This window comes from Paenibacillus sp. Marseille-P2973, from assembly GCF_018101095.1.
GTDB lineage: Bacteria > Bacillota > Bacilli > Paenibacillales > Paenibacillaceae > Fontibacillus > Fontibacillus vini.
Genome location: NZ_JAGQEH010000001.1, coordinates 421,925 through 441,684 on the forward strand (window position 1 = coordinate 421,925; position 19,760 = coordinate 441,684).

Genomic DNA, 19,760 nt, shown 5'->3' on the forward strand with positions numbered 1-19,760 from the left:
AGCTAACAGTCGTCGCATTGCCGGCGGCATCACTCACGACAAGCGTGTAGCTGCCTTCTGCACTTATCGTAGTGCCCGAAGTATACGGCTGGTCGTTTAACAGAGCATTCCCCTCTGTAAACGTAATCGTTCGATCCGTATTATAACTCACCCCGTTCACGACACCGGAAACGGCTGGAGGTGTTTTATCAACAGTAAAAGATACCGTCGTTATATTGCCGGCCGAATCCCTGACCACAAGCGTATAATTACCGTCCGTACTTACTTTACCGCCCAAAACAAACGGTATACCATTTAATGTAGCTGTCCCTTCATCGGACGTTATTGTGATGTCGGTATTATACAATCCGCCTTGGGTAACCCCCGTTATTATAGGAGGAATGGTATCCAGCGTTATGGAGTCTTGATAGATCACGGATTCTGCATTCGAGCTGTCGCGAAGCTGATAATAGACTGTTTTAAGTCCGTCTCCGGTGGTCAGCGTCCAAGATCTCGTTGCTGCAGCCGCCTCCCAGTCCGACCAATCGACCCCATCGTTAGATAATCTCATTTCAACAGAATCACCGTTGGGATCACTGTTCGTCAAATTCAAATTCACACTGGTTGTATTGGTATAAAGCATCCCTCCAGCGATTTCAACCGAGCCCGTCGGAGGCTGATTTTCCTCATAGGTAACAATCAGCTGCGGACGCTTGTAGGCATTGTCTATTTCTTTAGAGTAAATCATCATTTTCACAGTATCAGTTAAGGACTCATTCCCTGTCAGCACAAAAGTAACATTCCGATCGTTTGCGTCTGTCTGTACATTAACAATAGAGGTTACGTCTATGGACAGTTTCTGATCTTCCCCGGGATTTGGAATCTCGTTGTAATTTACATGTACAGGGGGTCCATCCAGTTGAAAGGTGGGAAATACCAGATCGTCATCCATCATCGTGTTATTGGGAGAACCCCAAACATCGATGTAAAATTCATTCCCATTAAGAGGATCAACGTCCGCTACTAAAGTAAGCTGAAGCTCGTATTTAGTAACTGTTCCTGGGATCGACCCGAGGTTAAAACGAAGGGCTGCTCTAGCAGGTTCTACTGGACCAAAAGGATCTGTTGTGCCCACATATAATTGTTGGGCAGTGTCATCCGTCCCGACATAACTATTCCCTACGGCAAGAAGATCCGCTTCCACTTCCAAATTTCTCGTAGAGGCATGTGCCGTTGTACTTAGCAGCGCCGGAGATACGACTCCGGCAAGCAGTAATACCGCCAGGACAACGGATAATGTCTTTCTGTACATAAAAGATATCCCCCCATATTTAAATAATAGTTTAAAAGTAAAATGACCTGAAATCCTTATAGAAGTCAGGTCAGTGAGTTGAAAATAGAATATAAATCAGATTACGATCTGGGAGGGAAAATCCCCTCCAGTGCAATAATAAAATTAAGTCCAAGATACGGCTGTCTATTATTGTGCGGCTGGGTGCCGCCTTGTGGTTGAATTGCTCTTGGACTCATGGGCGTATCCGGAGCAGTTCCGTAGATTTTTTGCCCGCTTAATCCGGCAGAGTTAGTCCAGATCGCCCCTGTGGGGGTAGCGACTCCATTAGATACGGATTGGCTGTTCGGAACATGCGAATGTGAAGGAATTTGAGTTTCCAGCAGCGTGACGGCAGCTGAACCTGCCGGTTCACCAACCCTGTAATCGCGCAATCCGGGACCTCGTCCCTGGTGAATCGGAGCCCGGCCCTGGAAATTCGGAAGGGCAAAGGTGGTTTTTCCGTCACCTCCGTATTGCGTCCCCAACAGGGAGAACAAAGCCGTATATCGGGTAAGCGGGAGCAATTGACCGTTACAAAACGCCCAGCCTTTAGGCTCAAAATTTCCGGCAAACAAACGAATTTCTCCAAGAAACTGGTCCATGCTGCTCCTCCTAATTCCTTGACGGGTAAATTCCGTTAATGGCAATACAAAAAGACAACACATTATAAGGCTGCATATTGTTATGAGGCTGGCTTTGTCCCGTCGTGGATAGAGCGTTAGAGCTCATTTGTGTAGTTGCCTCAGCCGCATACATAGACGAGGGGGCAGTCCCCCAAACATTATTCGCCGCTTTGTTTGAGGACGAAGTACCAGCTCCGAATACGAAATGCGTATGTTGAGGCATTTCTTGGACCGTTAATGTATGATGCTCTTCGCCTGCGGATTGTCCAAGCTGTACACCATTGCCCGGGTGAACGGGCACTCTACCTCTAAGATCCGGCAGGGCAAACGTAGTAACCCCGTCACCGCCGTAAATGGTACCCAGTAAGGAATATAAAGCCTGGTTCTGATGAATCGGGAGAGTCTGTCCATTGCATGCGGCCCAGCCTTTAGGGACAATCCCGAAAGAAAACGAGCGAATTTCACCTAGGAAAGGTTCAGACATAATAATCCTCCTCAAAATTTTTAACCCTGCATCGGATAAACACCAAATAATGAGATAATAAAGGTGGTCGTTAAAATCGGCATCACATTGTCATGCGCCTGATTTCCGCCGGAAGGAGTAATCCCGGCTGGATTCATGGTTCCGTTCGGTTCGCCGACCACATAGGGCCTTGCGTTGCTTGATCCCCAAACGTTATTTTGCGGGCTAACCGACTCACTGGCTCCAGCATTTGCGGAAACCATATGCGTATGAGCAGGAAGTTGTCCGGTAGTTAAAGTAGCCGTTTCAGAGCCTCCAAGCTGTCCTAGCGCATACAAGGTTCTTGTAACAGGATTTTGACCGGTATGCAGAGGAATTCGCCCTCTTAAATCAGGGAGAGCGAAAGTATTCCGTCCGTCACCTCCGTAGGTTGTGCCCAAAAGCATAAACAAGAGGTCATATTCGCTAATGGATAACAGACTTCCGTCACAAAAGGCCCAACCGGCAGGCGCAAAGTTCCCCGCAAACATGCGGATTTCTCCAATATAGGGCTCACTCATTTCCAAATCCCCTCTCCCTCATTGTCCGGATGGATACGGATACCAACTCATTTTCAAGTACAGGTCATCCGAACTACCGGTTAGCTTAAAGCCCAGCCTTTCATAAAGCCGCCGGGCACGGTTATTTGACATAACTTGAAGCTCAATTGTTTGTGATTTCGCTATAGCCGCCTGCTGCAGCTGCCTGATCAGCGATTCTCCAATTCCACGGCTTCGAAAGCCTGGAAGCATTGAAATATCAACCAAGCTGATTACACCCGTTGTCCGATTAAGGATAATACGCCCAGCCGGCTTTCCTTCGTAAGAGATAATGAATTGCTCCGCATCGGGATATTGCAGCAAGTACGAACCCTTTTGCAACCTCCACTGCATATCCAGAAACTGCTCAATCTGCGTCTCTTCCCAGCCCCATAGCAAAATCTCGTCTCTTCTCGTCGAAGCATACAAGTGGTATAAGAACAATTCGTCTTCGATCCCTGCCAGTCTTGTTTCTATCATACTAAGCCTTTCGTATGGATTTGGATTAGCCGTTTGCTGACTTGAATTGATAAATTTCCTGTCTACGACAAAAATCACTATTTTACGTTAGTAATTCTACATTTATTTGGATATTCCTTCCTTAATTCATAAAAATAATTAGTTTTGTCAATGGTGCTAACAACCCATGCCTCTGGAACGCAAATAGGGCCAGACATATAACGCCTGGCCCTACTTTTTTCTCAACTTTAATAATGGATATATCCGAGGTATTAGCTGCAGCACATTACAGCTTTATTGATATCCGACTTCTTTATATGAACATTACCAAGCTCATCTGTTCTGAACTCAATCTCATTGTCGCCAAGTCTTTGCTCAAGAGACGTTCGCGTTTCGTCGGTAAGAGCGTTCGTTTCCGCGAAAATGACATAAGGATCCGATTTAGTACAACTTGCTATGGATATACAGGCCATTGCTAAGATCGAGACGAAAACCGCCTTCCTGCGAAAAGAATCTAGTTTCATTTCATCCCCCTGGCCGAGTATTTAAGGTCTAAAACACTGTTTAACCGTCCCTTTTCCTTCATTAACCTCAACCTCGGCATATGCACCGTTTATAAACGTAACCTGCGGGGGAACATGGCCGCAATCGATATCATAAATCACCGGAATTCCTAATTCCCGGGACAACTCCTCATATATATCTTCTAAAGTATAATTTTCAACAGGCCGATTTACGCCGCTTCTGCCGAACATAATCCCGGAACAATGATCGAACCACCCGGCGAGTTTCATCTGAACCAGTGATCTGCGTATGTCCGTGGTTGACATTTCGCAGTTTTCCAGGTACCAAATGACCGGTTCATTATGGATATGAGCACTTTGAAAATGCCGCACGTCCCCAAAAGGGGTACCGATCAAATGCCGGATCATATCGATACAGCCTCCCAGCAGGCGGCCTTGTAATTTTGCACCCGATCCCGATGCAACCTTCCAGCAAGTTTGCTCCGTTAAATGGAAAACAAACGGGGACTCGGCTTCGTGGTTCCATTCTTTTTGATATAGCGGCGATGAATGCTGTTCGATAGATTCCCCTGGCTTAGTTGATAATACCGATTGCCACATAGCAGTCGTATCATCGCTGTACTCGCCCCTTAAGTCGATCAGATTCGTTCCATGCGCCGTAGCGAGACCCGTTTTCAGAGTGACGGCCAGCAGCAGCACACTGAGATCCGAATAACCCAAAATCCACTTGCTTTTCAAGTGTTCAAAATCGATATATTCCAAAATTTCGATTAACAATTCTCCGCCCCAGGGAGGAATAATCAGGTCGATGTTTTCATCTTGCATCATTTCGTTGAATTCCTTGGCACGAGTTTCAGCTGGCGCTGATTTGGCCTTATGCTGGGTCCACACCGTTTCGCCGCAAACCACGCTGTAGCCTCTTAACTTAAGCCGATCACAGGCACGGTTGACTAAATCATGCAGGTTCTCTTCCACTCCGGAAGAAGGTGCTGTTACCCCGATTGTTGTTGCTCCTTCTCTTAAAATAGGATATCGAATCATTTCAATCACCATCCTGTTCTTTTCATGAAAGTTATTTCTACAAATAATACACTACAAGGGATATATCAGGTAGTGGGTGCCGGAAAATAGTACAGAATGGTCAGTTCGCGCTGCTAAAAAAATCGATAATCCGCTCAGCCAACGGCTTCCATAAATGCGGATATTCCTGGTTGATTAACTGCCTCACCTGCTCGGCCCGGATACTGCTGAAATCTTGATCCTGAACGACAAGCGTGTAGGCTCCGTTTACCGTATCGCCAATGGCAATGTGCCCGCTCGCATATCCTCCTATAGCGATGTGCGAAGCGATGGCGCCGCCGCCTAATGAGAACATACCGATCGACAAACCGCCAATCGTCAGAATTCCTAGCGCAAGCCCGCCGATGGCCAGAAGGCCGGTCGCGACTCCCCCAACTCCCAGCAGCAAGCCAATTGCCAGCGCCGCCAGACTGATAAGGCCCCCGGCAAGCACCCCGATACTCAGGCCGCCCAGCGCAAGGATTCCAATCGACAAGGCCCCAATTGAAATATTGCCGACAGCAATGATTCCCTTGGCGACTTTAATACCGCGTCCTAAATGAATATGAACGAGCGGGATTCCGAATAACTTTGCTTTACTTTTGTACTCAAAATGAAAATAAGGACGCCAACCTGCCGGGACAATTCCCGGGACCTGGGATGGGGTTTCCTCGACAACACCCGGAATATCCTTGACCAGATGATCTATCGTTACGTGAAAAAGTTCACTTAATGCGATCATCTTATCCATCTCAGGATACGACTGCCCCGATTCCCACTTGGATACGGCTTGCCTGGATACACCAATTACCTCCGCCAAATTTTCCTGGGACATTCCCTTTTGTTTTCTGTAGCTTTGCAGTTTTTCCGCAAAGTTCATCGTCATCACCTCACGCACATCTTATAATAACGACCTATTTTCGGCTATCAAGTAAGGCTGGCAATGTGTCAACTACAGGTTGCGATGTGAATTTAATAGCTTTTCTTGAAACTGTTCTCGTAATAATCGAAGAATGCCGAGATCTCGGACGCTTGCTTCCTCAGGGCCTCGTCATCGGTGATCAACTGCCAGCCATAGGTGAAATAAGGCTTCCAGTTGGTCTTACTGATAGATGAAAGATCAAACTGCTGTTCAACCGCGTCGATCGCATCTTTGTAGTCTTTGGTAAACTGTTTAAAAGCTTTATCGGTATCCACGAAAACGGGCATGTCTTTTTTGTTATAACCCATTCTGTAGGCCTCTTCGCCGTTTCCGAAAGAAAACTGTGGATTTTGCGCATCCATCTCCTTGACTACAACAGCAAATTCCTCTGAAGATCCCCCTGGATTGAAGCATCCTCCAAGCCCAAAAGCCATGCAAACTAATAGAAGCAACCCGATAATCGGTTTTCTCATGATAAGCTCCTAACCTCCTTAAGACTATCATTTTGCGATCCCAAAAAAATAAATCCGGAATTGCCTATAATTATATAGACAACCACGGATTCGTTCCATCGTTTACTTAACTTCTATTGTTCCTTCTCTCATGCTAAAATAGCCGTTTTTCACAAAAGAGAGGATTCTGCTGACGCTGATTCCGGTTTGGTTGGAAATGTCCAATACGATCGTGTCCGGCCGGGCCTCAACGATACTGCGTATTTTCTTGTAGGTCGTTTCGCAGCTTTGGCACATCCGGCTCTCCGATCTTTCATATAAATTACCGCAAAAATCACAAATCCGATAGTTTCCCATGATGTCTCCTTACGTTTCATTAATCTTTCGATTTTCAACCCAGCTGCGAGAATTCTAGGAATATTATACTAGGATTTCAGAATTTAAAACAATATTAGTGATAAATTTCTCTTCAAGAGCGTTTAATCTATATAGATCGGAGAGGAGATAACCTGAATATGAAAAAATGGATTTTGGCGATCTTGCTCACATCCCTGCTGGCATCACTGCTCATAGGCTGTTCTGACAAGTCTGACGACTCGGGCGTCCAGAAAGATCAGAATATAAAGCCTCCGGCGGAAACGCAGTCAGTAGATAACGGAACCGGTGCGGATGCGAATTTTGATACGAACACAAATGCAATCGCCGAGACTAATACACCTGGCGAACACCCTGAAGGAGAGCAACATCTCGCGGACATAGACAAATTAAGCACTTTGTTCGGGTTTACGAATTCGGACGGCAGCCAAATCATCGTGACGGGGCAGAATGCCGGCCTGGACACTTCCATGCCGGATTACGGAAAAATAATCGGTGAAGGCGGAAAAACTTACAGTGTAAAATTTGTGAAATGGCAAAAAGGCAGCGAGCAAAGCAACGGCCGGGACACCGCCAACAATTTCGCCCACCTGGAGGGTTATATTTTCGATGTAATCAACGGAAAGGCTGCTGGCAACGAGACCTACTATGTGGTGAATGAGCAGGACTTTGACCTGAAATCATTGATTAAAATTTCTTCCCCCGAGCAGACAATGACAGATAAGGAGCTTGAAACGGAGGAAACGCTCAAGGATAACATCTCCCTCATGAAAGACCGGGGCGTAACCGATATGTGGAGTCTAGCCGACATCGGATCAGATCAAAAACTATATCTCGTTAAATTTGAAAATAAGGCTAAGGACCGGCTATTCAGCATCGTCTTGTTTACCGGAGACGACTTCTTATTTCAGGATTATCCTGCCATTGCCGAGGACGACTATTCCGTCTGGCGTGTGGATGACGGCGGCGAGGTGTCGCCTGACATGTTTCCGCTGCTCTTCGCCGCTGAAACCAGGCAAGGTCTCCTGCTCGGCTTATCCTGGTGGGGATCTGAAGGACTCAATACCTTTTTCCTGGCGGAAAACGAGGGGAACCTCGAAGAACTGGAAATCAGTTACGGGCGGTATACCGCGCCTTGATGGATTGAAGTCTCGAATCCGTTGCAATCTTGGCAGTAACAACCGAAGCAATCAGCAGACCGCTCAACGTAGTTGGGTGGTCTGCTTTTTTGATGTGTTTTTGCCCCTTGCAATTATATCGGCATCCGATATAATATATCGTAAACAGATATATCGGTCGACGATATAATAAAGGAGTGGGGTTTATGCCAGAAAGCACGGCACTCACCGAAGCGGTTTATTACATCCTCCTGTCCCTCTATGAGCCCATGCATGGTTATGGAATTATGCAGAACGTATCCAAACTAAGCGGCGACCGGCTGACGTTGGCGGCGGGAACGCTTTACGGGGCGTTGAGTACCCTTTTGGAACGCGGATGGATTCAGTCTTTACCCGGAGAAACCAATTCCAGGAAGAAGGAATACGTAATTACGGCGGCCGGGAAGCAAGTCGTTCAAAACGAATACTCGCGGCTGAAGGAATTGATCGAAAACGGAGCCAAAATTATAGGGAGGGCGGATTTATGAAGCATACCGTTCATAAGGTATTTAGCATCGGGGCGTTTGAGAAAGAGGAGCAATGGCTTAATCAAATGGCGGCAAAAGGCATGATTCTGACCGACGTCGGCTTTTGCAAATACGTTTTTGAAGAAGGAACCCCAGGCGAATATATCTATCGGCTTGAGCTACTCAATAATCTTCCTTCCCATGCGGAAAGCATTGCCTATATTTCATTTTTAGAAGATATGGGCATCGAGCATGTCGGCTCCTATTTACGCTGGGTGTATTTTCGACGGAAAGCGTCGGAAGGCAACTTCGATTTATTTTCGGATATCGATTCAAGGATCATCCATTACAAAAGAATAACCACCCTAAGCTCGGTATTGACCTTAGTGCTGGCGATTCTCGCAGTCGTCTATTTTGGGCAGGCAGTTAGTTTTTTTGCGACCCATACATCCGGCTTCTTCCAGCCGTTTCTTGGATATGGCATCATATTCACTATCGTTGCAGCCTTGTTTCCTTTAGTGACTCGACCTGTGCGAAAATCTTTAAAAGCTTTACTCAAGGAACGTCGGATTCGAGAATAAGGAACTATAATTACTAAGCGCAAACAAAATAGCTGGAGTCTATTGCCTCCAGCTATTTTGCGACTATGTTGCGTATATTCTATTTGCCGCTCCAGAGTTTGACACGGTCTTTGACGAATTTGCCGTAAGCTTCTTCCATCTCTTTCACGCCCGCTTTATCCAAATCCGCCATATAAGCGTCCCAGATTTTATCAAACTCTTCCGGTTTCGCCATGATGGCTTCCGGAACCCGTTTCCAGGTGATGTCCTTCATTTTGGCCATAAGAATCGTTGCCTTGCTGTCGCTCGGCAATGCGATATTGTAAACTGCGCCTGCCTTTCTTTCCGGAAACTCTTCCTCACTCGGGAACAGGTCTTTCCAGTGTTCGATCTTGTAAGCTGCCAAAGCTTCTTTTTCAGGCGCGCTGTAAGAAGCAGTAAGGGATTCGCTGTTGCTCTTCGTAAAATAGTTACCGGTGGAATCCTTGATTCCGTCACCGTAATGGACCGAGAGGTTCCAGTACAAGCCGAGACCCGATTCCTTCATATAAGCATTGCCTTCGTTGTCCATTTTCTCTTGTACATCTTTCGGAACGACTCTTTTTCCATCCTCAACAACGTAGTCTTCGCCTTCGACACCCCAGTTCATGAGGATTTGTCCTTCTTCCGAAGCCAGGTAGTCCAGGAATTTAATTGCCGCTACAGGATCCTTGCATTTGCTGGAAATCGCAATACCGTATCCTCCGTCAAAACCAGCCGGCCAGAAACTCGCGTCTTTGTACTCTTTGGATACTGTAACCGGATAGTGACCATACGTCTGATCAAATTTGCCGGCAGACTTCAGAGCCTGCTGCGCCTCGCCATAATCCCAAGCCGGATCGATCAGGCCGAGTACCCGTCCGGAAGCAACTTTAGCTTTAAATTGGTCGGTCTTTTGAACAAAGCTCTCATTATCCAGCAAACCGCTGGCGTTCATATGGTTCAGCCAACGGAAATATTCACGCTCCTCCGGACGGCGGAAATGGTAAGTCACATCAAAGGTTTCTTGGTCGACGTAATATTCGCCGTCATCCGGCGCGCCAGTTGTAAAGAAGCCCATATTCGTCACCTGATACATATGCCAGTCATCCGCATTAAGCGTCAAACCGATGTTTTTGTTTCCATTTTCATCCGTCGGATGCTTAGCCAAATAATCCTTGATTACCTTCTCGTAATCTTCCAACGTGCGAATTTCCGGATAACCCGCTTCTTTTACAACGCGATGCTGGAGCTGGAATCCATATTCAGCTTTGAATTTCCGCTCGTCGATGGAAGACCATGTCGGAATCGCATAGATGGACTGGTCGTCCAGACTATATTTAGCGCGAACGATTTTGTCGCCCAGCATTTTTTTGATATTCGGAGCATGCTCCTCAATCAAATCGGTCAAGTCCATAACCGCGCCTACATCCACCAGCTTGCCAAGATCCGCCTTGGCTGCGATGAGATCGGGAACCTCTCCGGTCGCCGCCATGATCGATACCTTCTGCACGGGATCTCCTACTGCAAACTCGGCATCCAATACGACGCCTGTTTTCTCCGTAAGTACTTTGCCGATTCGATCCTGCATGTCATTCCAGTTGGAACTCGCATCCTCGGAAAAATAAGTTAGCGTAACAGGACTTGATCCGTTACCGCCCGAATTCGTCGACTTCGCCGGGTCTCCCCCGTTCGCAGCATTGTTCCCGCCGCAGCCTGCGAGCATACTCAGCAGCAGGCCCGCCGTCAGTAACGAGGCTGCCGTTCTCTTTACTTGCTTCTTCATAATGACATTACACTCCCCTGTTTAATAATATCATGTATAGTACAGGCTTACCTGGACATACCGAACCTCAGAACTCGACAGTTTTTACCAATGCATTCTGTAATTTAGCTCTTTACAGCTCCAAGCGTCATCCCTTTAACAAAATACTTCTGCAAGAAAGGATAGACGATCAGAATAGGGACCGTCGCCACGATGGTGATCGCCATTTTTACTGAATCGGGAGAAACTTGCGCCATGAGCTGCGACATATTTTCACCCCGTACGTTGTTGGCATTCGTCATCGTGCTCTGCAAGACTTTCATCAGCTCATACTGCAAGGTCGTCAACTTCTCGTTGGAACCGTTAAACAGATACGTATCGAACCATGAATTCCATTGCCCGACGGCGAGAAACAACGCAACCGTTGCGAGCGCAGGCTTGCAAAGGGGGAGAATGACCCGCCAGTAAATCGTAAAGTCGTTAGCTCCATCCAGCTTGGCCGATTCCTGAAGCGCGTAGGGAATCCCGTCGATAAACGAACGGATAACGAAAATGTTGAATGCGCTTACGAGCCCCGGCAAAATATACACCGCGAACGTATTGATCAAGTTCAAGTCCTTGATGAGAATAAATCCCGGAATCAACCCGCCGGAGACATACATCGTGATGGCCAGGAACGTCGAGATAAAGCGTCTTCCTTGAAAATCTATCCGAGCCAGCGTATAGGCCACCATCGAGCCGCTGATCAGGCCGGCCAGCGTGCCGACTAACGTACGGAGCACTGAAATCTTGAAGCCGGTGATCAACCCGCTGTAGCTGAAGATTACCTTGTAATTTTCCAGAGTGAATTCTCTCGGATATATCGTAATGCCGCCCCGAACCGTATCTACGGAATCATTGAACGAAATGGCAAGCACATTCAGGAACGGATATAGCGTTAAAATAGTAATGATCCCGATGAGCAGGTATACGATGAAATCGAATATCCAGTCTTGAGGAGACTTGGATGCAAATCTCATTCTTTTGGCGGATGTGGCCGATTCGGCTGCCTCCATATCAAAATCCCTCCTTGCACGATGCTTTTACATGATGCTTTCGTTTGCGAATTTTTTGAACATCCCATTCGCTACAAACAACAAAATTACGCTGATGACTGAATTGAAGATACTGATCGCTGTACCAAAGGAATATCGTCCCATGGATAATCCGTAATTTAACGCATATAAATCGAGTACCTCGGAATAGTCGCTCACCAAATGGTTGCCAAGCAAGAACTGCTTCTCAAATCCGATTCCGATCAAATGGCCGATGGACATAATCAACAGTACGATGATTGTCGGACGGATGCCCGGAAGCGTAATATGCCAGATTTGTTTGAGCCGGCTTGCTCCATCGACCCTGGCAGCTTCATAGAGTTCAGGCCCGATGCCCGAAATGGCGGCCAAATATATGATGGCGTTCCAGCCTGTCTCCTTCCATACGTCGGCTCCGGTTACGATCCCCCAAAACATATGACCCTTCGACATAAATTGAATCGGTTGATCGATAAGATGCAAGCCCATCAGCACGCTGTTCACCACACCGCCATCCGTAGACAGCATTTTGGTTACGATCCCCGCCGCTACAACCCAGGATACAAAGTGCGGCAAATACGAGACCGTCTGCACAAACCGCTTCAAAACCTGCACTCTCACTTCATTTAGCAACAATGCGAACAGTATCGGGAATACTAAACCGGCCACAAGTCCCATAAAGCTCATTGCTAACGTATTTCTAAGCACAAGGTAGAAGTGGTCGTCCTTAAACAAGGTTTGAAAATGCTCGAGTCCAACCCATTTCTGACTAAAAAAACCTTTACCGGGTTTATAGTTTTGAAATGCCATCGTCCATCCCCAGAGCGGTAAATATTGAAAAATGAATACCCAGATTACGAAAGGAATCGACATCATATAAAGGAATCTCTGATTTTTGAACACTTTCCATCTCTGCGATTTTTTACTCAATCCGCCGCTAGTTTGGTTCTCTACTGTTATCGCTTTCATCTGTTTGTTTCCCTCCTCTCATTTCTAATCCTATAGCAATTATTAAGAGAGAAATATATCTTGGATTTCGCACAAATTCATTCCAAAATCCACAGTGTTTTCTGAAACTATCATCGTTTGCAAAACAAGGGGAAATTAAAATCCCCCCTGTCGGCAGCATGTAGATGCCGTACAGGGGGGGATCGGTGACTCAAGCATTCATGAAGTTCATATAAACCAGCAAACGTTTAAGGATAACGGCTGTTTGGGCACGGTTCACCTTACTTTTCGGTGCAAATCGGTCTGCGGTTTCTCCTTGAATTAGTCCCGAAACTACCGCTTGTTTAATGCTATGTGTCGCCCAGGAACTAACGGATGAACTGTCGCTGAATTGTTCCAACGTAATGCCTGTTGCTGCCGGGGCCTTACCTGAAATAGCCGCCGCACGAAGTATCATTGCAGCCGCCTGCTCACGAGTTATTAGAGCATTCGGTTGAAAAGTGCCATCTCCCAAACCTTGGATGATTCCCATTTCACTCGCGGCTTGGACCGCTCCAGCATACCAGTCCGTTTCCGAAACATCGGAGAAGTCTCCAGTTACAGATTCAGTAGGCAGGCCGAGTGCTCTGCTGATGAGCACAGCGAATTCGGCGCGCGTGATCGATTGGTCCGGTACAAATGTCCCGTCACCTGTCCCGTTAATCACCAGTTTGTTGGACATTAGCTCGATATCGCCCTTCGCCCAGTGCCCTTCAAGATCGGCGAACGTTCGGTTCAGCTTGACCACGGTATAGCGACCGTTTTGGTTATGCTTGATCGTCACGACGGTCTTTCCGTTCCGTGTTGCAAATACCGCCGGTACAAACGACATTTCCTTGGTTACCGGATCAATCGACACCGCCGTCAGATTGTCCCCGGCCGCCGGCGGGATCGTAATCGTTCGGGTTACATAGGTGTTTCCGAAGCTGTTGATTTCTACAGATCCGTTACCGGACTCAGCCGTAATGCTAAACTCGAACACATCACCAGCCAACTGGGCATTCGAGGACTTTGCCTTATTGAGGATATCCATATGGATTTCCGAATCCCTTTTGATTTTGACGGATATTGATGTTTTTGCAACCTCAGTGCCTAACTGTTTCGTTACTGAATCAACATCGATGAGCTTGACCGGAAGGCTGTAAGTAAAGGAATCCGACTTTATCAGGATCGTCGCATTAGGCATACGGCGTGCCGCCTCGGCGAGAGATCCTGCCGGAATGATGACCTCAGCCGTATCGCCGCCTTTTACTTCAATTTCAAAAACTTGCAACTCCGCGGGTTGCTCCTTTAATCTGTCGAGCGCTTGGGTAAGCTTCGAGCCATCCACCTCGACACGCTGAATCCCCTGGTTGCCGGTATCTCCTATGCTTCCTATATTTTCAGGTTTCCCCGAAACGCCTGTATTTCCAGCATTGCCTGTATTACCTGTGTTGCCTGTATTGCCTGTATTACCCCCATTTCCTCCACTTTCTCCATTATCTTTGGAGTACAAATCACTCGGAAGCTCGTCGAGCGTAATAACGTTATCGTGGTGATATACCTTTTGCAAATGTTCCAACGTATTCGTTTTACCATCTCTGATAAAGTCGCCGGTCCAAGTACTGAAAAAGCTCCAGTCTGCGCCATATGCCTGCAGCAAATCCGGATCCGGTATCGGACCATTCTCGGCTAAACCAACCATCTTCTTATCATTTACCAAGGAGACAAGCCCCTCATATTTTGCAATGCTCGGATTGTAATCCCCTGCCGGATTATAGATATCCACACTTACGATGTCTACTACATCGTCGCCCGGATACCAATCCTTATTTTCGGAGTTCCATACCCAGATCAGATTGTTTAATTTATGATGGTTGGTCAACCGATCGTACATCAGCCTGTAGAGCTGTTTCGTAGGTTCAGGACCTTTGGCGCCCCACCAAAACCAGCCTCCCTCCGCTTCATGCAGAGGTCTCCATAACACCGGTACGTTGTTATCTTTCAACCGCTTCAACTGAGCTGCGATGGAATCGATATCCCGGATCAGCAGCCCGTAATCCTCCGATTCCGGATTACTGAGCGCATATTCAACATCAAAGGTCGTAAACTCGGTATAGAACCCTCTCCACCATTCGTAACCCGGCTCATTACCGCCGATTCCCTTCGGCGCATTCCAATGCCAGCACAAAGCAACGATCCCGCCGCGTTTGTACCATTCAATCATCTTCTCAGTCTCTGTAGAGGTAGCTCCGTTTTCAACACGAGATGGAGAGTAATCGATCAAGTCCGTGGAGAATATCGCCGGGTATTTTCCGGTCTGTTGATTAATCCACTCCACATCCTCAAGCGTCTGCTGTCCGGAAATGATATTCCGCCCGTACTGGCTGAGTAAGTAGTTCATCAGCGATCTGGTCTCCGGCGATGACTCCGGATTGTTCAATGTACCTGTCACATCATGCCCCTCCGGTTTAGCGGTTGGCGTCAACTTGACGTAGTCAATGTTGTACCACCCCCAGTTCGGCAAAAATTCAATGGTGTTATCACCCTCATTCAGAAGAGCTTTGCCGGCGGAGACTTCGATGAATTCCTTGGTCTCGGCGAAAGTAACCTCCGAGGTTTCCCCGTTAATCACCATGCTCGTCTTCTTGTCGCCGTTCGGAGAGCTATAGCCGATAACGATATCATACATGCCTGCCGAAGATGCCTTGTAGATCAGTTTAAGCGACCCCGATTGCTGGAACGCTGCGTACCCTTCCCCGGAGTACCCTTCACCAGAGGTGCCTATCGATACATCCCCGGTCATTATTCCGTCCTCTGCCTCAAGCATGCTGCCTGATGCGGGTGAATTGGCCGGTTCAATCTTGATATGTTCAATACCATAATATCCCCAACCGCGCATAATTTTGATGGTATTGCTGCCGGCGTTAAGGAGCACTTTGCTGGCCAGCTTTTCAGCCCGCACAGTTCCGGGCGAAGGTGACTCCAGCGTCAATTCTCCGGCGCCCGCTCCATTGATCTGGATACTTGTTACCTTATCCCCGTAACCTTCAGGAATGTAGTAGCCGATACTTAGCTTATACAGACCCGCTTCAGCAACGTTCACCGGAAATGTCGCGTTGCCCGCCGGTTCTGAAGCGCTTTCATCTTCACCGAAAAAATATGAAATATAACCTTCCCCGTCATACAAAGGATCACTATCTTCACCAACTGGACCGCGCTTCTCAATGCCGTACCCTTCCAACTGAGCATCGGCATACGTGACTGTAGTGACACTCAGGGGATCTGCGGGCGGCGGCGTGATATTAACATCCGGCACCTCAGAAGAAGCAACTGCTAACAATCGAACCGAATCCAACGTTCCCATCATAGACAACAGCAAAGCGACACATAAAATAACTGAAATCCTTCTAACTATCTGCGTAGTCATTAAGCTCCTCCCAACTTCTCAGCATGATTTGGAAACCATTATAAAACGCTTTCAAACCCAACTTTAAAGGATACAAAGAAATAGAAACATATCATTAATTCATACATTTTCAATTCACAATCTACAGTGATTTCAGAAATAATCATATGTTTTCATTCTGGGAAAAGGACCCCTTGCCGGCATCTGGCCATAATCTGAACAAGGGGGTAACGCATCTTGATTAAGATTTCTTTTGATAGGCGGAAGGCGATTGACCATCGATTTTTTTGAATTTGCTGTGAAAATAATTGACGTTCGGATACCCGACTTTTTCAGCAACCTCATACACCTTCATCCCGCGAGCAAGCAGCTCCTTGGCTTTTTTAACCCGGACATGGTCCAGATAGGTATTAAAATATTCCCCGGTGTGGTTTTTAAAGAGCTGGCCGAGGTAGGATCTGCTGTAATTGAACAAGCCGGACAAGATTTCCAACCTCAGGTTCTCGTTGTAATGCCGGTCTATGAAATCGAGCATCCGCTTCATTTCGTTATCCCTGCTGGAATAGTCCGAACAGCGGGCAAGTCTTTCCAGAACGGCCGCTACATAGTCGACTAGATCCCGAATGCTGCGCTGACTGTAAATCCCCGCAAGAAATTGGGTTGGATCCCCGGAATAATCCGATTCCTGCCAAAGGCTTGGAGAAGTTTTTCGAACCGTTTCATTGGCCAAGTAAAAAAATCGTTCCCGAATCTCCGTTTCATCCTTTCCTTCGGCAACCATTTGGGCAGCCACCCCATCCAGGATGGACTGGATCGCTTCCGCATGTCCAACATCTACCGAGTAAAAGAGACGAAATGCCGCTTCTTCCCCGTCCTCGGGTGACATATCAAGCAAGCCTGCGGTTGCATGTCTATAGCTTTCCGGAAGTTCAGGCGTCAACAGCCTGCCTTTGTCATAAAAAAACCGGTGTTCCAGCAGCGATCGGGCCGTGCGGAACGATTGCGGGATTTCGAGAAGCGATGGAACCGTTTCTCCTGCCGCCGCTTCCATCTCACCGCGGATTTCAGCAGACAGTCTCAGCAGCTCCCTGTACAGATCCGCCCGGCCGAACTCGCCGACTGGCGGTTTGCTAAGAAGCAGCACGGTATAAGGAGCAAAATTAAGAACAACACCTTGACCATCCGAGGCATATGCAACGACCAAACGTTCCCGGAAATTGCGAATCCGCTCATCCTCTTCCTGATGCAGACCCGGAAAGGAGATCAGTACAATCTGATATTTCGGCCAATCCATGCCAAGGGAATCGGCCAAATCCTTAAAGGAACCGCTTTCCAAATCATGGGCACCGGAGAGAAGAGAATATACGACCCATTCCCGGGAATGGGATTCCTGCTGCACCTTCTTCTCCGCACGTTCCTCGGTAAGGCGGACATGCAACTTTTGAAGAAGAGAAGAGAGCTCCTCTTTATTTACCGGTTTAAGCAGGTAATCCTCAGCCCCGTTCTTAAGCGACTGGCGTGCATATTCAAAATCTGCATATCCGCTAAGAACGATCGCACGGTTGTTCATACCACGGTTGCGAATTTCTTGAAGGAGCTGAAGCCCATCCATGCCGGGCATACGGATATCGACCAGCAGCACATCGGGATTCTGCTTCTCAAGGAACGCAAGAGCTTCCTTTCCATTCGACGCGGTGCCAACAATCTCGTAGCCCAGCTCCTTCCATGGAATCAAAGTCTGCAATCCAAGGCGCAGTTTTGGTTCGTCATCAACAATCAGTACTGAGAACATTGGAATCATTCCCCCTTGGTATGCTAAATGTGATCCGGGTTCCTTCCCCTTCTTTACTTTTAATCGAGAGTCCCGAATCATTGCCGTAGGTAAGCCTTAATCGATCATGCACATTTCTGAGCCCGATCCTCCCTCCGCTTTCCTCCGGTTCCTTTAACTTGTTCTGTAAGTCCTCCATCTTCTGCTGAGGAATACCAGCCCCATCATCCTCAATCTCCACGAACACCTCATCGTCTCCTCTGGCCTCCGTTCGAATGGTGATCAGCATAGGCCCCTCCTCTTTCCCATCCAATCCGTGAAAAATCGAATTCTCCACAAGCGGCTGGAGAATCAAAGGCGGGATTTCGATTTCTCCGGTGCCCGGAGCAAGCGCTATATCGTAGAGAAGCCTGTCTTCATATCGGAACTTTTGGAGTTCCAAGTAGCACTGCACCATCGCAAGCTCCTCGGAGAGCCGGATCTTACCGCTTCCGACCTCTAAGCTGCTGCGAAGCAAGCTGCTTAGCTGCCAGACGGCTTGGGCTAAATCCTCCTCGCCCCGGATATGGGCCTCCATTCGAATCGATTCCAGGGTGTTGAACAGGAAATGCGGATTGATTTGACTGGCCAGCATCTTGAACTTGATCTCGTTTTGCCTGGATTCCACCAGCCGTTTTTGCTGATTACTCTCTTCCACTTCCAGCATCAACTGGCTAATTCGTTGGACAAGCGAGTTGAATTGCCGGGAGAGCTGACCGATTTCATCTTTGCCGTCCAGGTCAAGATACGCATCCCAGGAACCGGGACCGGTGCCTACTCTGGACATTTGTTTGCTTAGTCGCAGCAATCTGCTCGTAATAAGAGATGCCGAGGCGGAGACAAGCAATACCGCTATAATCAGACAGCCTCCAAGAACCATGATGGCCAGCCTAATCACTTTATTCGCATCCCGGGCGATATCGGACACCGAGAATACCGAAATGACCCGCAGCCCATTCCAACTGCTCTCCGGGACCAGGCTGGAGATGACCACTTTGGATGGCTCGCCATCCATAACGGCATCAAAGCTGCCGGCCTGTTGCGTCAGTATATTGTCTCCGGCATGCACTTCAGCAAGATTTCTGCCGTACATATTCGGCCGGTTAGCGGCTACAATATTGTTTTGGTCGTCCACGATCATCGTCGTAAACGATTCTTGAGAAAGGATGGAATTCAATAACGAGGTATTTACATTAATGACAAGCACGCTTTCCTGACCAGGTTCATCGAGGCTGATTTTTCGAGCCAGACTTAAATAATACGTCTGATCGCGTTCATCCTGAATAAATCCCCAACCGGCCAGCCCTTTTTTGCTTAACGCCGTTTTGTACCACTCCTCCTGCTCTGTCTTGGCGTCAGGCGGCATGAACTCCCAGTTGTTCAGCATCGTCGGGTTATCCGTGTAGAGTCTAATAGCTTTAACCTCTTTATATAGCCGTACGTAATCCCGTATGTCGGTGTATTGCCGGTACGTCTGAATGACCTCGATGTAACTGCCGTACCTTCGGCTAGCTACGGATTTCATACGGCTATCGTTGGAAAGCTGGTACGAGATATCAAGCGGCACCTTGATTACCTCCTCCGTTCTTTTCCGAACACGGTCAACATTGTCCACGGCTTGTTCGAAGGCATCCATGATCATAACTTCACGCAGCTTGCCGGTTAAGTAAATTCCGCTGGCCAGAAGTGGAACTACCGCAACCGTGATAAAGATAAGAGACAATTTCTTTCTGAGTTTTATGTCATTCAGCATTCTGACAAACATCAT

General features: G+C 47.6%; 18 protein-coding genes. 3 read left to right on the forward strand and 15 right to left on the reverse strand.

The features are described from left to right. The 9 genes from KB559_RS01975 to KB559_RS02015 all read right to left on the reverse strand — a co-directional run. Positions 1-1,291 (reverse strand): DNRLRE domain-containing protein (locus KB559_RS01975; RefSeq protein ID WP_211019902.1); only part of this gene is annotated, 1,291 nt, incomplete at its 3' end. A 101-nt stretch (positions 1,292-1,392) separates the two neighbouring features. Then, positions 1,393-1,914 carry a phage tail protein gene (locus KB559_RS01980; protein WP_211019903.1) on the reverse strand — a complete coding sequence of 174 codons (522 nt, stop codon included), beginning with the start codon at positions 1,912-1,914 and terminating at the stop codon, positions 1,393-1,395. A gap of 10 nt (positions 1,915-1,924) precedes the next feature. After that, a complete protein-coding gene (locus KB559_RS01985) occupies positions 1,925-2,419 on the reverse strand; it encodes a phage tail protein (RefSeq protein WP_211019904.1) in 495 nt (164 codons plus the stop codon). A 20-nt stretch (positions 2,420-2,439) separates the two neighbouring features. After that, positions 2,440-2,958, reverse strand: coding sequence for a phage tail protein (locus KB559_RS01990; protein ID WP_211019905.1), 519 nt, complete (start codon positions 2,956-2,958; stop codon positions 2,440-2,442). 18 nt (positions 2,959-2,976) lie between these two features. After that, positions 2,977-3,456, reverse strand: coding sequence for a GNAT family N-acetyltransferase (locus KB559_RS01995; protein ID WP_211019906.1), 480 nt, complete (start codon positions 3,454-3,456; stop codon positions 2,977-2,979). A gap of 524 nt (positions 3,457-3,980) precedes the next feature. Continuing rightward, the gene (locus tag KB559_RS02000; protein WP_211019907.1) at positions 3,981-5,000 is read right to left on the reverse strand and encodes a S66 family peptidase; all 1,020 of its coding nucleotides are present in this window, start codon (positions 4,998-5,000) and stop codon (positions 3,981-3,983) included. A gap of 100 nt (positions 5,001-5,100) precedes the next feature. Continuing rightward, positions 5,101-5,898 carry a helix-turn-helix transcriptional regulator gene (locus tag KB559_RS02005; protein ID WP_211019908.1) on the reverse strand — a complete coding sequence of 266 codons (798 nt, stop codon included), beginning with the start codon at positions 5,896-5,898 and terminating at the stop codon, positions 5,101-5,103. A gap of 92 nt (positions 5,899-5,990) precedes the next feature. Next, positions 5,991-6,413: a hypothetical protein gene (locus KB559_RS02010; RefSeq protein WP_211019909.1), complete on the reverse strand. Its 423-nt coding sequence runs from the start codon at positions 6,411-6,413 to the stop codon at positions 5,991-5,993. A 102-nt stretch (positions 6,414-6,515) separates the two neighbouring features. Next, entirely contained in the window at positions 6,516-6,749 is a 234-nt protein-coding gene (locus tag KB559_RS02015; protein WP_211019910.1) for a hypothetical protein, read from the reverse strand. Positions 6,750-6,907: 158 nt separating this feature from the next. On the opposite strand from KB559_RS02015, the gene KB559_RS02020 reads away from it, so the two are divergent. From KB559_RS02020 to KB559_RS02030, 3 genes are all read left to right on the forward strand, one after another. Continuing rightward, the gene (locus tag KB559_RS02020) at positions 6,908-7,906 is read left to right on the forward strand and encodes a hypothetical protein (RefSeq protein ID WP_211019911.1); all 999 of its coding nucleotides are present in this window, start codon (positions 6,908-6,910) and stop codon (positions 7,904-7,906) included. 185 nt (positions 7,907-8,091) lie between these two features. Then, positions 8,092-8,412 carry a PadR family transcriptional regulator gene (locus KB559_RS02025; protein WP_211019912.1) on the forward strand — a complete coding sequence of 107 codons (321 nt, stop codon included), beginning with the start codon at positions 8,092-8,094 and terminating at the stop codon, positions 8,410-8,412. After that, entirely contained in the window at positions 8,409-8,972 is a 564-nt protein-coding gene (locus KB559_RS02030; RefSeq protein WP_211019913.1) for a DUF2812 domain-containing protein, read from the forward strand. Before KB559_RS02025 ends, KB559_RS02030 begins: the two co-directional genes overlap by 4 nt. A 79-nt stretch (positions 8,973-9,051) precedes the next feature. Here the strand turns inward: KB559_RS02030 and KB559_RS02035 are convergent, their stop codons facing one another. The 6 genes from KB559_RS02035 to KB559_RS02060 all read right to left on the reverse strand — a co-directional run bounded on the left by KB559_RS02035 (position 9,052) and on the right by KB559_RS02060 (position 19,760). Continuing rightward, positions 9,052-10,755: an ABC transporter substrate-binding protein gene (locus KB559_RS02035; RefSeq protein WP_211019914.1), complete on the reverse strand. Its 1,704-nt coding sequence runs from the start codon at positions 10,753-10,755 to the stop codon at positions 9,052-9,054. Positions 10,756-10,859: 104 nt separating this feature from the next. Next, on the reverse strand, positions 10,860-11,789 hold the full coding sequence (locus KB559_RS02040; protein ID WP_211019915.1) for a carbohydrate ABC transporter permease: 930 nt from the start codon (positions 11,787-11,789) through the stop codon (positions 10,860-10,862). A 27-nt stretch (positions 11,790-11,816) separates the two neighbouring features. Then, positions 11,817-12,776: an ABC transporter permease gene (locus KB559_RS02045; RefSeq protein WP_211019916.1), complete on the reverse strand. Its 960-nt coding sequence runs from the start codon at positions 12,774-12,776 to the stop codon at positions 11,817-11,819. A 190-nt stretch (positions 12,777-12,966) separates the two neighbouring features. Then, positions 12,967-16,203 carry a glycosyl hydrolase gene (locus tag KB559_RS02050; protein WP_211019917.1) on the reverse strand — a complete coding sequence of 1,079 codons (3,237 nt, stop codon included), beginning with the start codon at positions 16,201-16,203 and terminating at the stop codon, positions 12,967-12,969. A 220-nt stretch (positions 16,204-16,423) separates the two neighbouring features. Then, a complete protein-coding gene (locus KB559_RS02055; protein WP_211019918.1) occupies positions 16,424-17,974 on the reverse strand; it encodes a response regulator transcription factor in 1,551 nt (516 codons plus the stop codon). After that, positions 17,952-19,760 (reverse strand): sensor histidine kinase, encoded by a 1,809-nt coding sequence (locus KB559_RS02060; RefSeq protein ID WP_211019919.1) that lies wholly within the window; start codon positions 19,758-19,760, stop codon positions 17,952-17,954. Before KB559_RS02060 ends, KB559_RS02055 begins: the two co-directional genes overlap by 23 nt.

What these genes read in the sequence shown, in the direction of transcription:
- KB559_RS02030 (WP_211019913.1), top strand. Translation starts at nt 8,409, where the DNA reads ATGAAGCATACCGTTCATAAGGTATTTAGCATCGGGGCGTTTGAGAAA.
- KB559_RS02015 (WP_211019910.1), bottom strand. Translation starts at nt 6,749, where the DNA reads ATGGGAAACTATCGGATTTGTGATTTTTGCGGTAATTTATATGAAAGA.
- KB559_RS02000 (WP_211019907.1), bottom strand. Translation starts at nt 5,000, where the DNA reads ATGATTCGATATCCTATTTTAAGAGAAGGAGCAACAACAATCGGGGTA.
- KB559_RS02050 (WP_211019917.1), bottom strand. Translation starts at nt 16,203, where the DNA reads ATGACTACGCAGATAGTTAGAAGGATTTCAGTTATTTTATGTGTCGCT.
- KB559_RS02060 (WP_211019919.1), bottom strand. Translation starts at nt 19,760, where the DNA reads ATGATGTTTGTCAGAATGCTGAATGACATAAAACTCAGAAAGAAATTG.
- KB559_RS01980 (WP_211019903.1), bottom strand. Translation starts at nt 1,914, where the DNA reads ATGGACCAGTTTCTTGGAGAAATTCGTTTGTTTGCCGGAAATTTTGAG.
- KB559_RS01995 (WP_211019906.1), bottom strand. Translation starts at nt 3,456, where the DNA reads ATGATAGAAACAAGACTGGCAGGGATCGAAGACGAATTGTTCTTATAC.
- KB559_RS02035 (WP_211019914.1), bottom strand. Translation starts at nt 10,755, where the DNA reads ATGAAGAAGCAAGTAAAGAGAACGGCAGCCTCGTTACTGACGGCGGGC.
- KB559_RS02045 (WP_211019916.1), bottom strand. Translation starts at nt 12,776, where the DNA reads ATGAAAGCGATAACAGTAGAGAACCAAACTAGCGGCGGATTGAGTAAA.
- KB559_RS02020 (WP_211019911.1), top strand. Translation starts at nt 6,908, where the DNA reads ATGAAAAAATGGATTTTGGCGATCTTGCTCACATCCCTGCTGGCATCA.
- KB559_RS02025 (WP_211019912.1), top strand. Translation starts at nt 8,092, where the DNA reads ATGCCAGAAAGCACGGCACTCACCGAAGCGGTTTATTACATCCTCCTG.
- KB559_RS01990 (WP_211019905.1), bottom strand. Translation starts at nt 2,958, where the DNA reads ATGAGTGAGCCCTATATTGGAGAAATCCGCATGTTTGCGGGGAACTTT.
- KB559_RS02010 (WP_211019909.1), bottom strand. Translation starts at nt 6,413, where the DNA reads ATGAGAAAACCGATTATCGGGTTGCTTCTATTAGTTTGCATGGCTTTT.
- KB559_RS02055 (WP_211019918.1), bottom strand. Translation starts at nt 17,974, where the DNA reads ATGTTCTCAGTACTGATTGTTGATGACGAACCAAAACTGCGCCTTGGA.
- KB559_RS02040 (WP_211019915.1), bottom strand. Translation starts at nt 11,789, where the DNA reads ATGGAGGCAGCCGAATCGGCCACATCCGCCAAAAGAATGAGATTTGCA.
- KB559_RS02005 (WP_211019908.1), bottom strand. Translation starts at nt 5,898, where the DNA reads ATGAACTTTGCGGAAAAACTGCAAAGCTACAGAAAACAAAAGGGAATG.
- KB559_RS01985 (WP_211019904.1), bottom strand. Translation starts at nt 2,419, where the DNA reads ATGTCTGAACCTTTCCTAGGTGAAATTCGCTCGTTTTCTTTCGGGATT.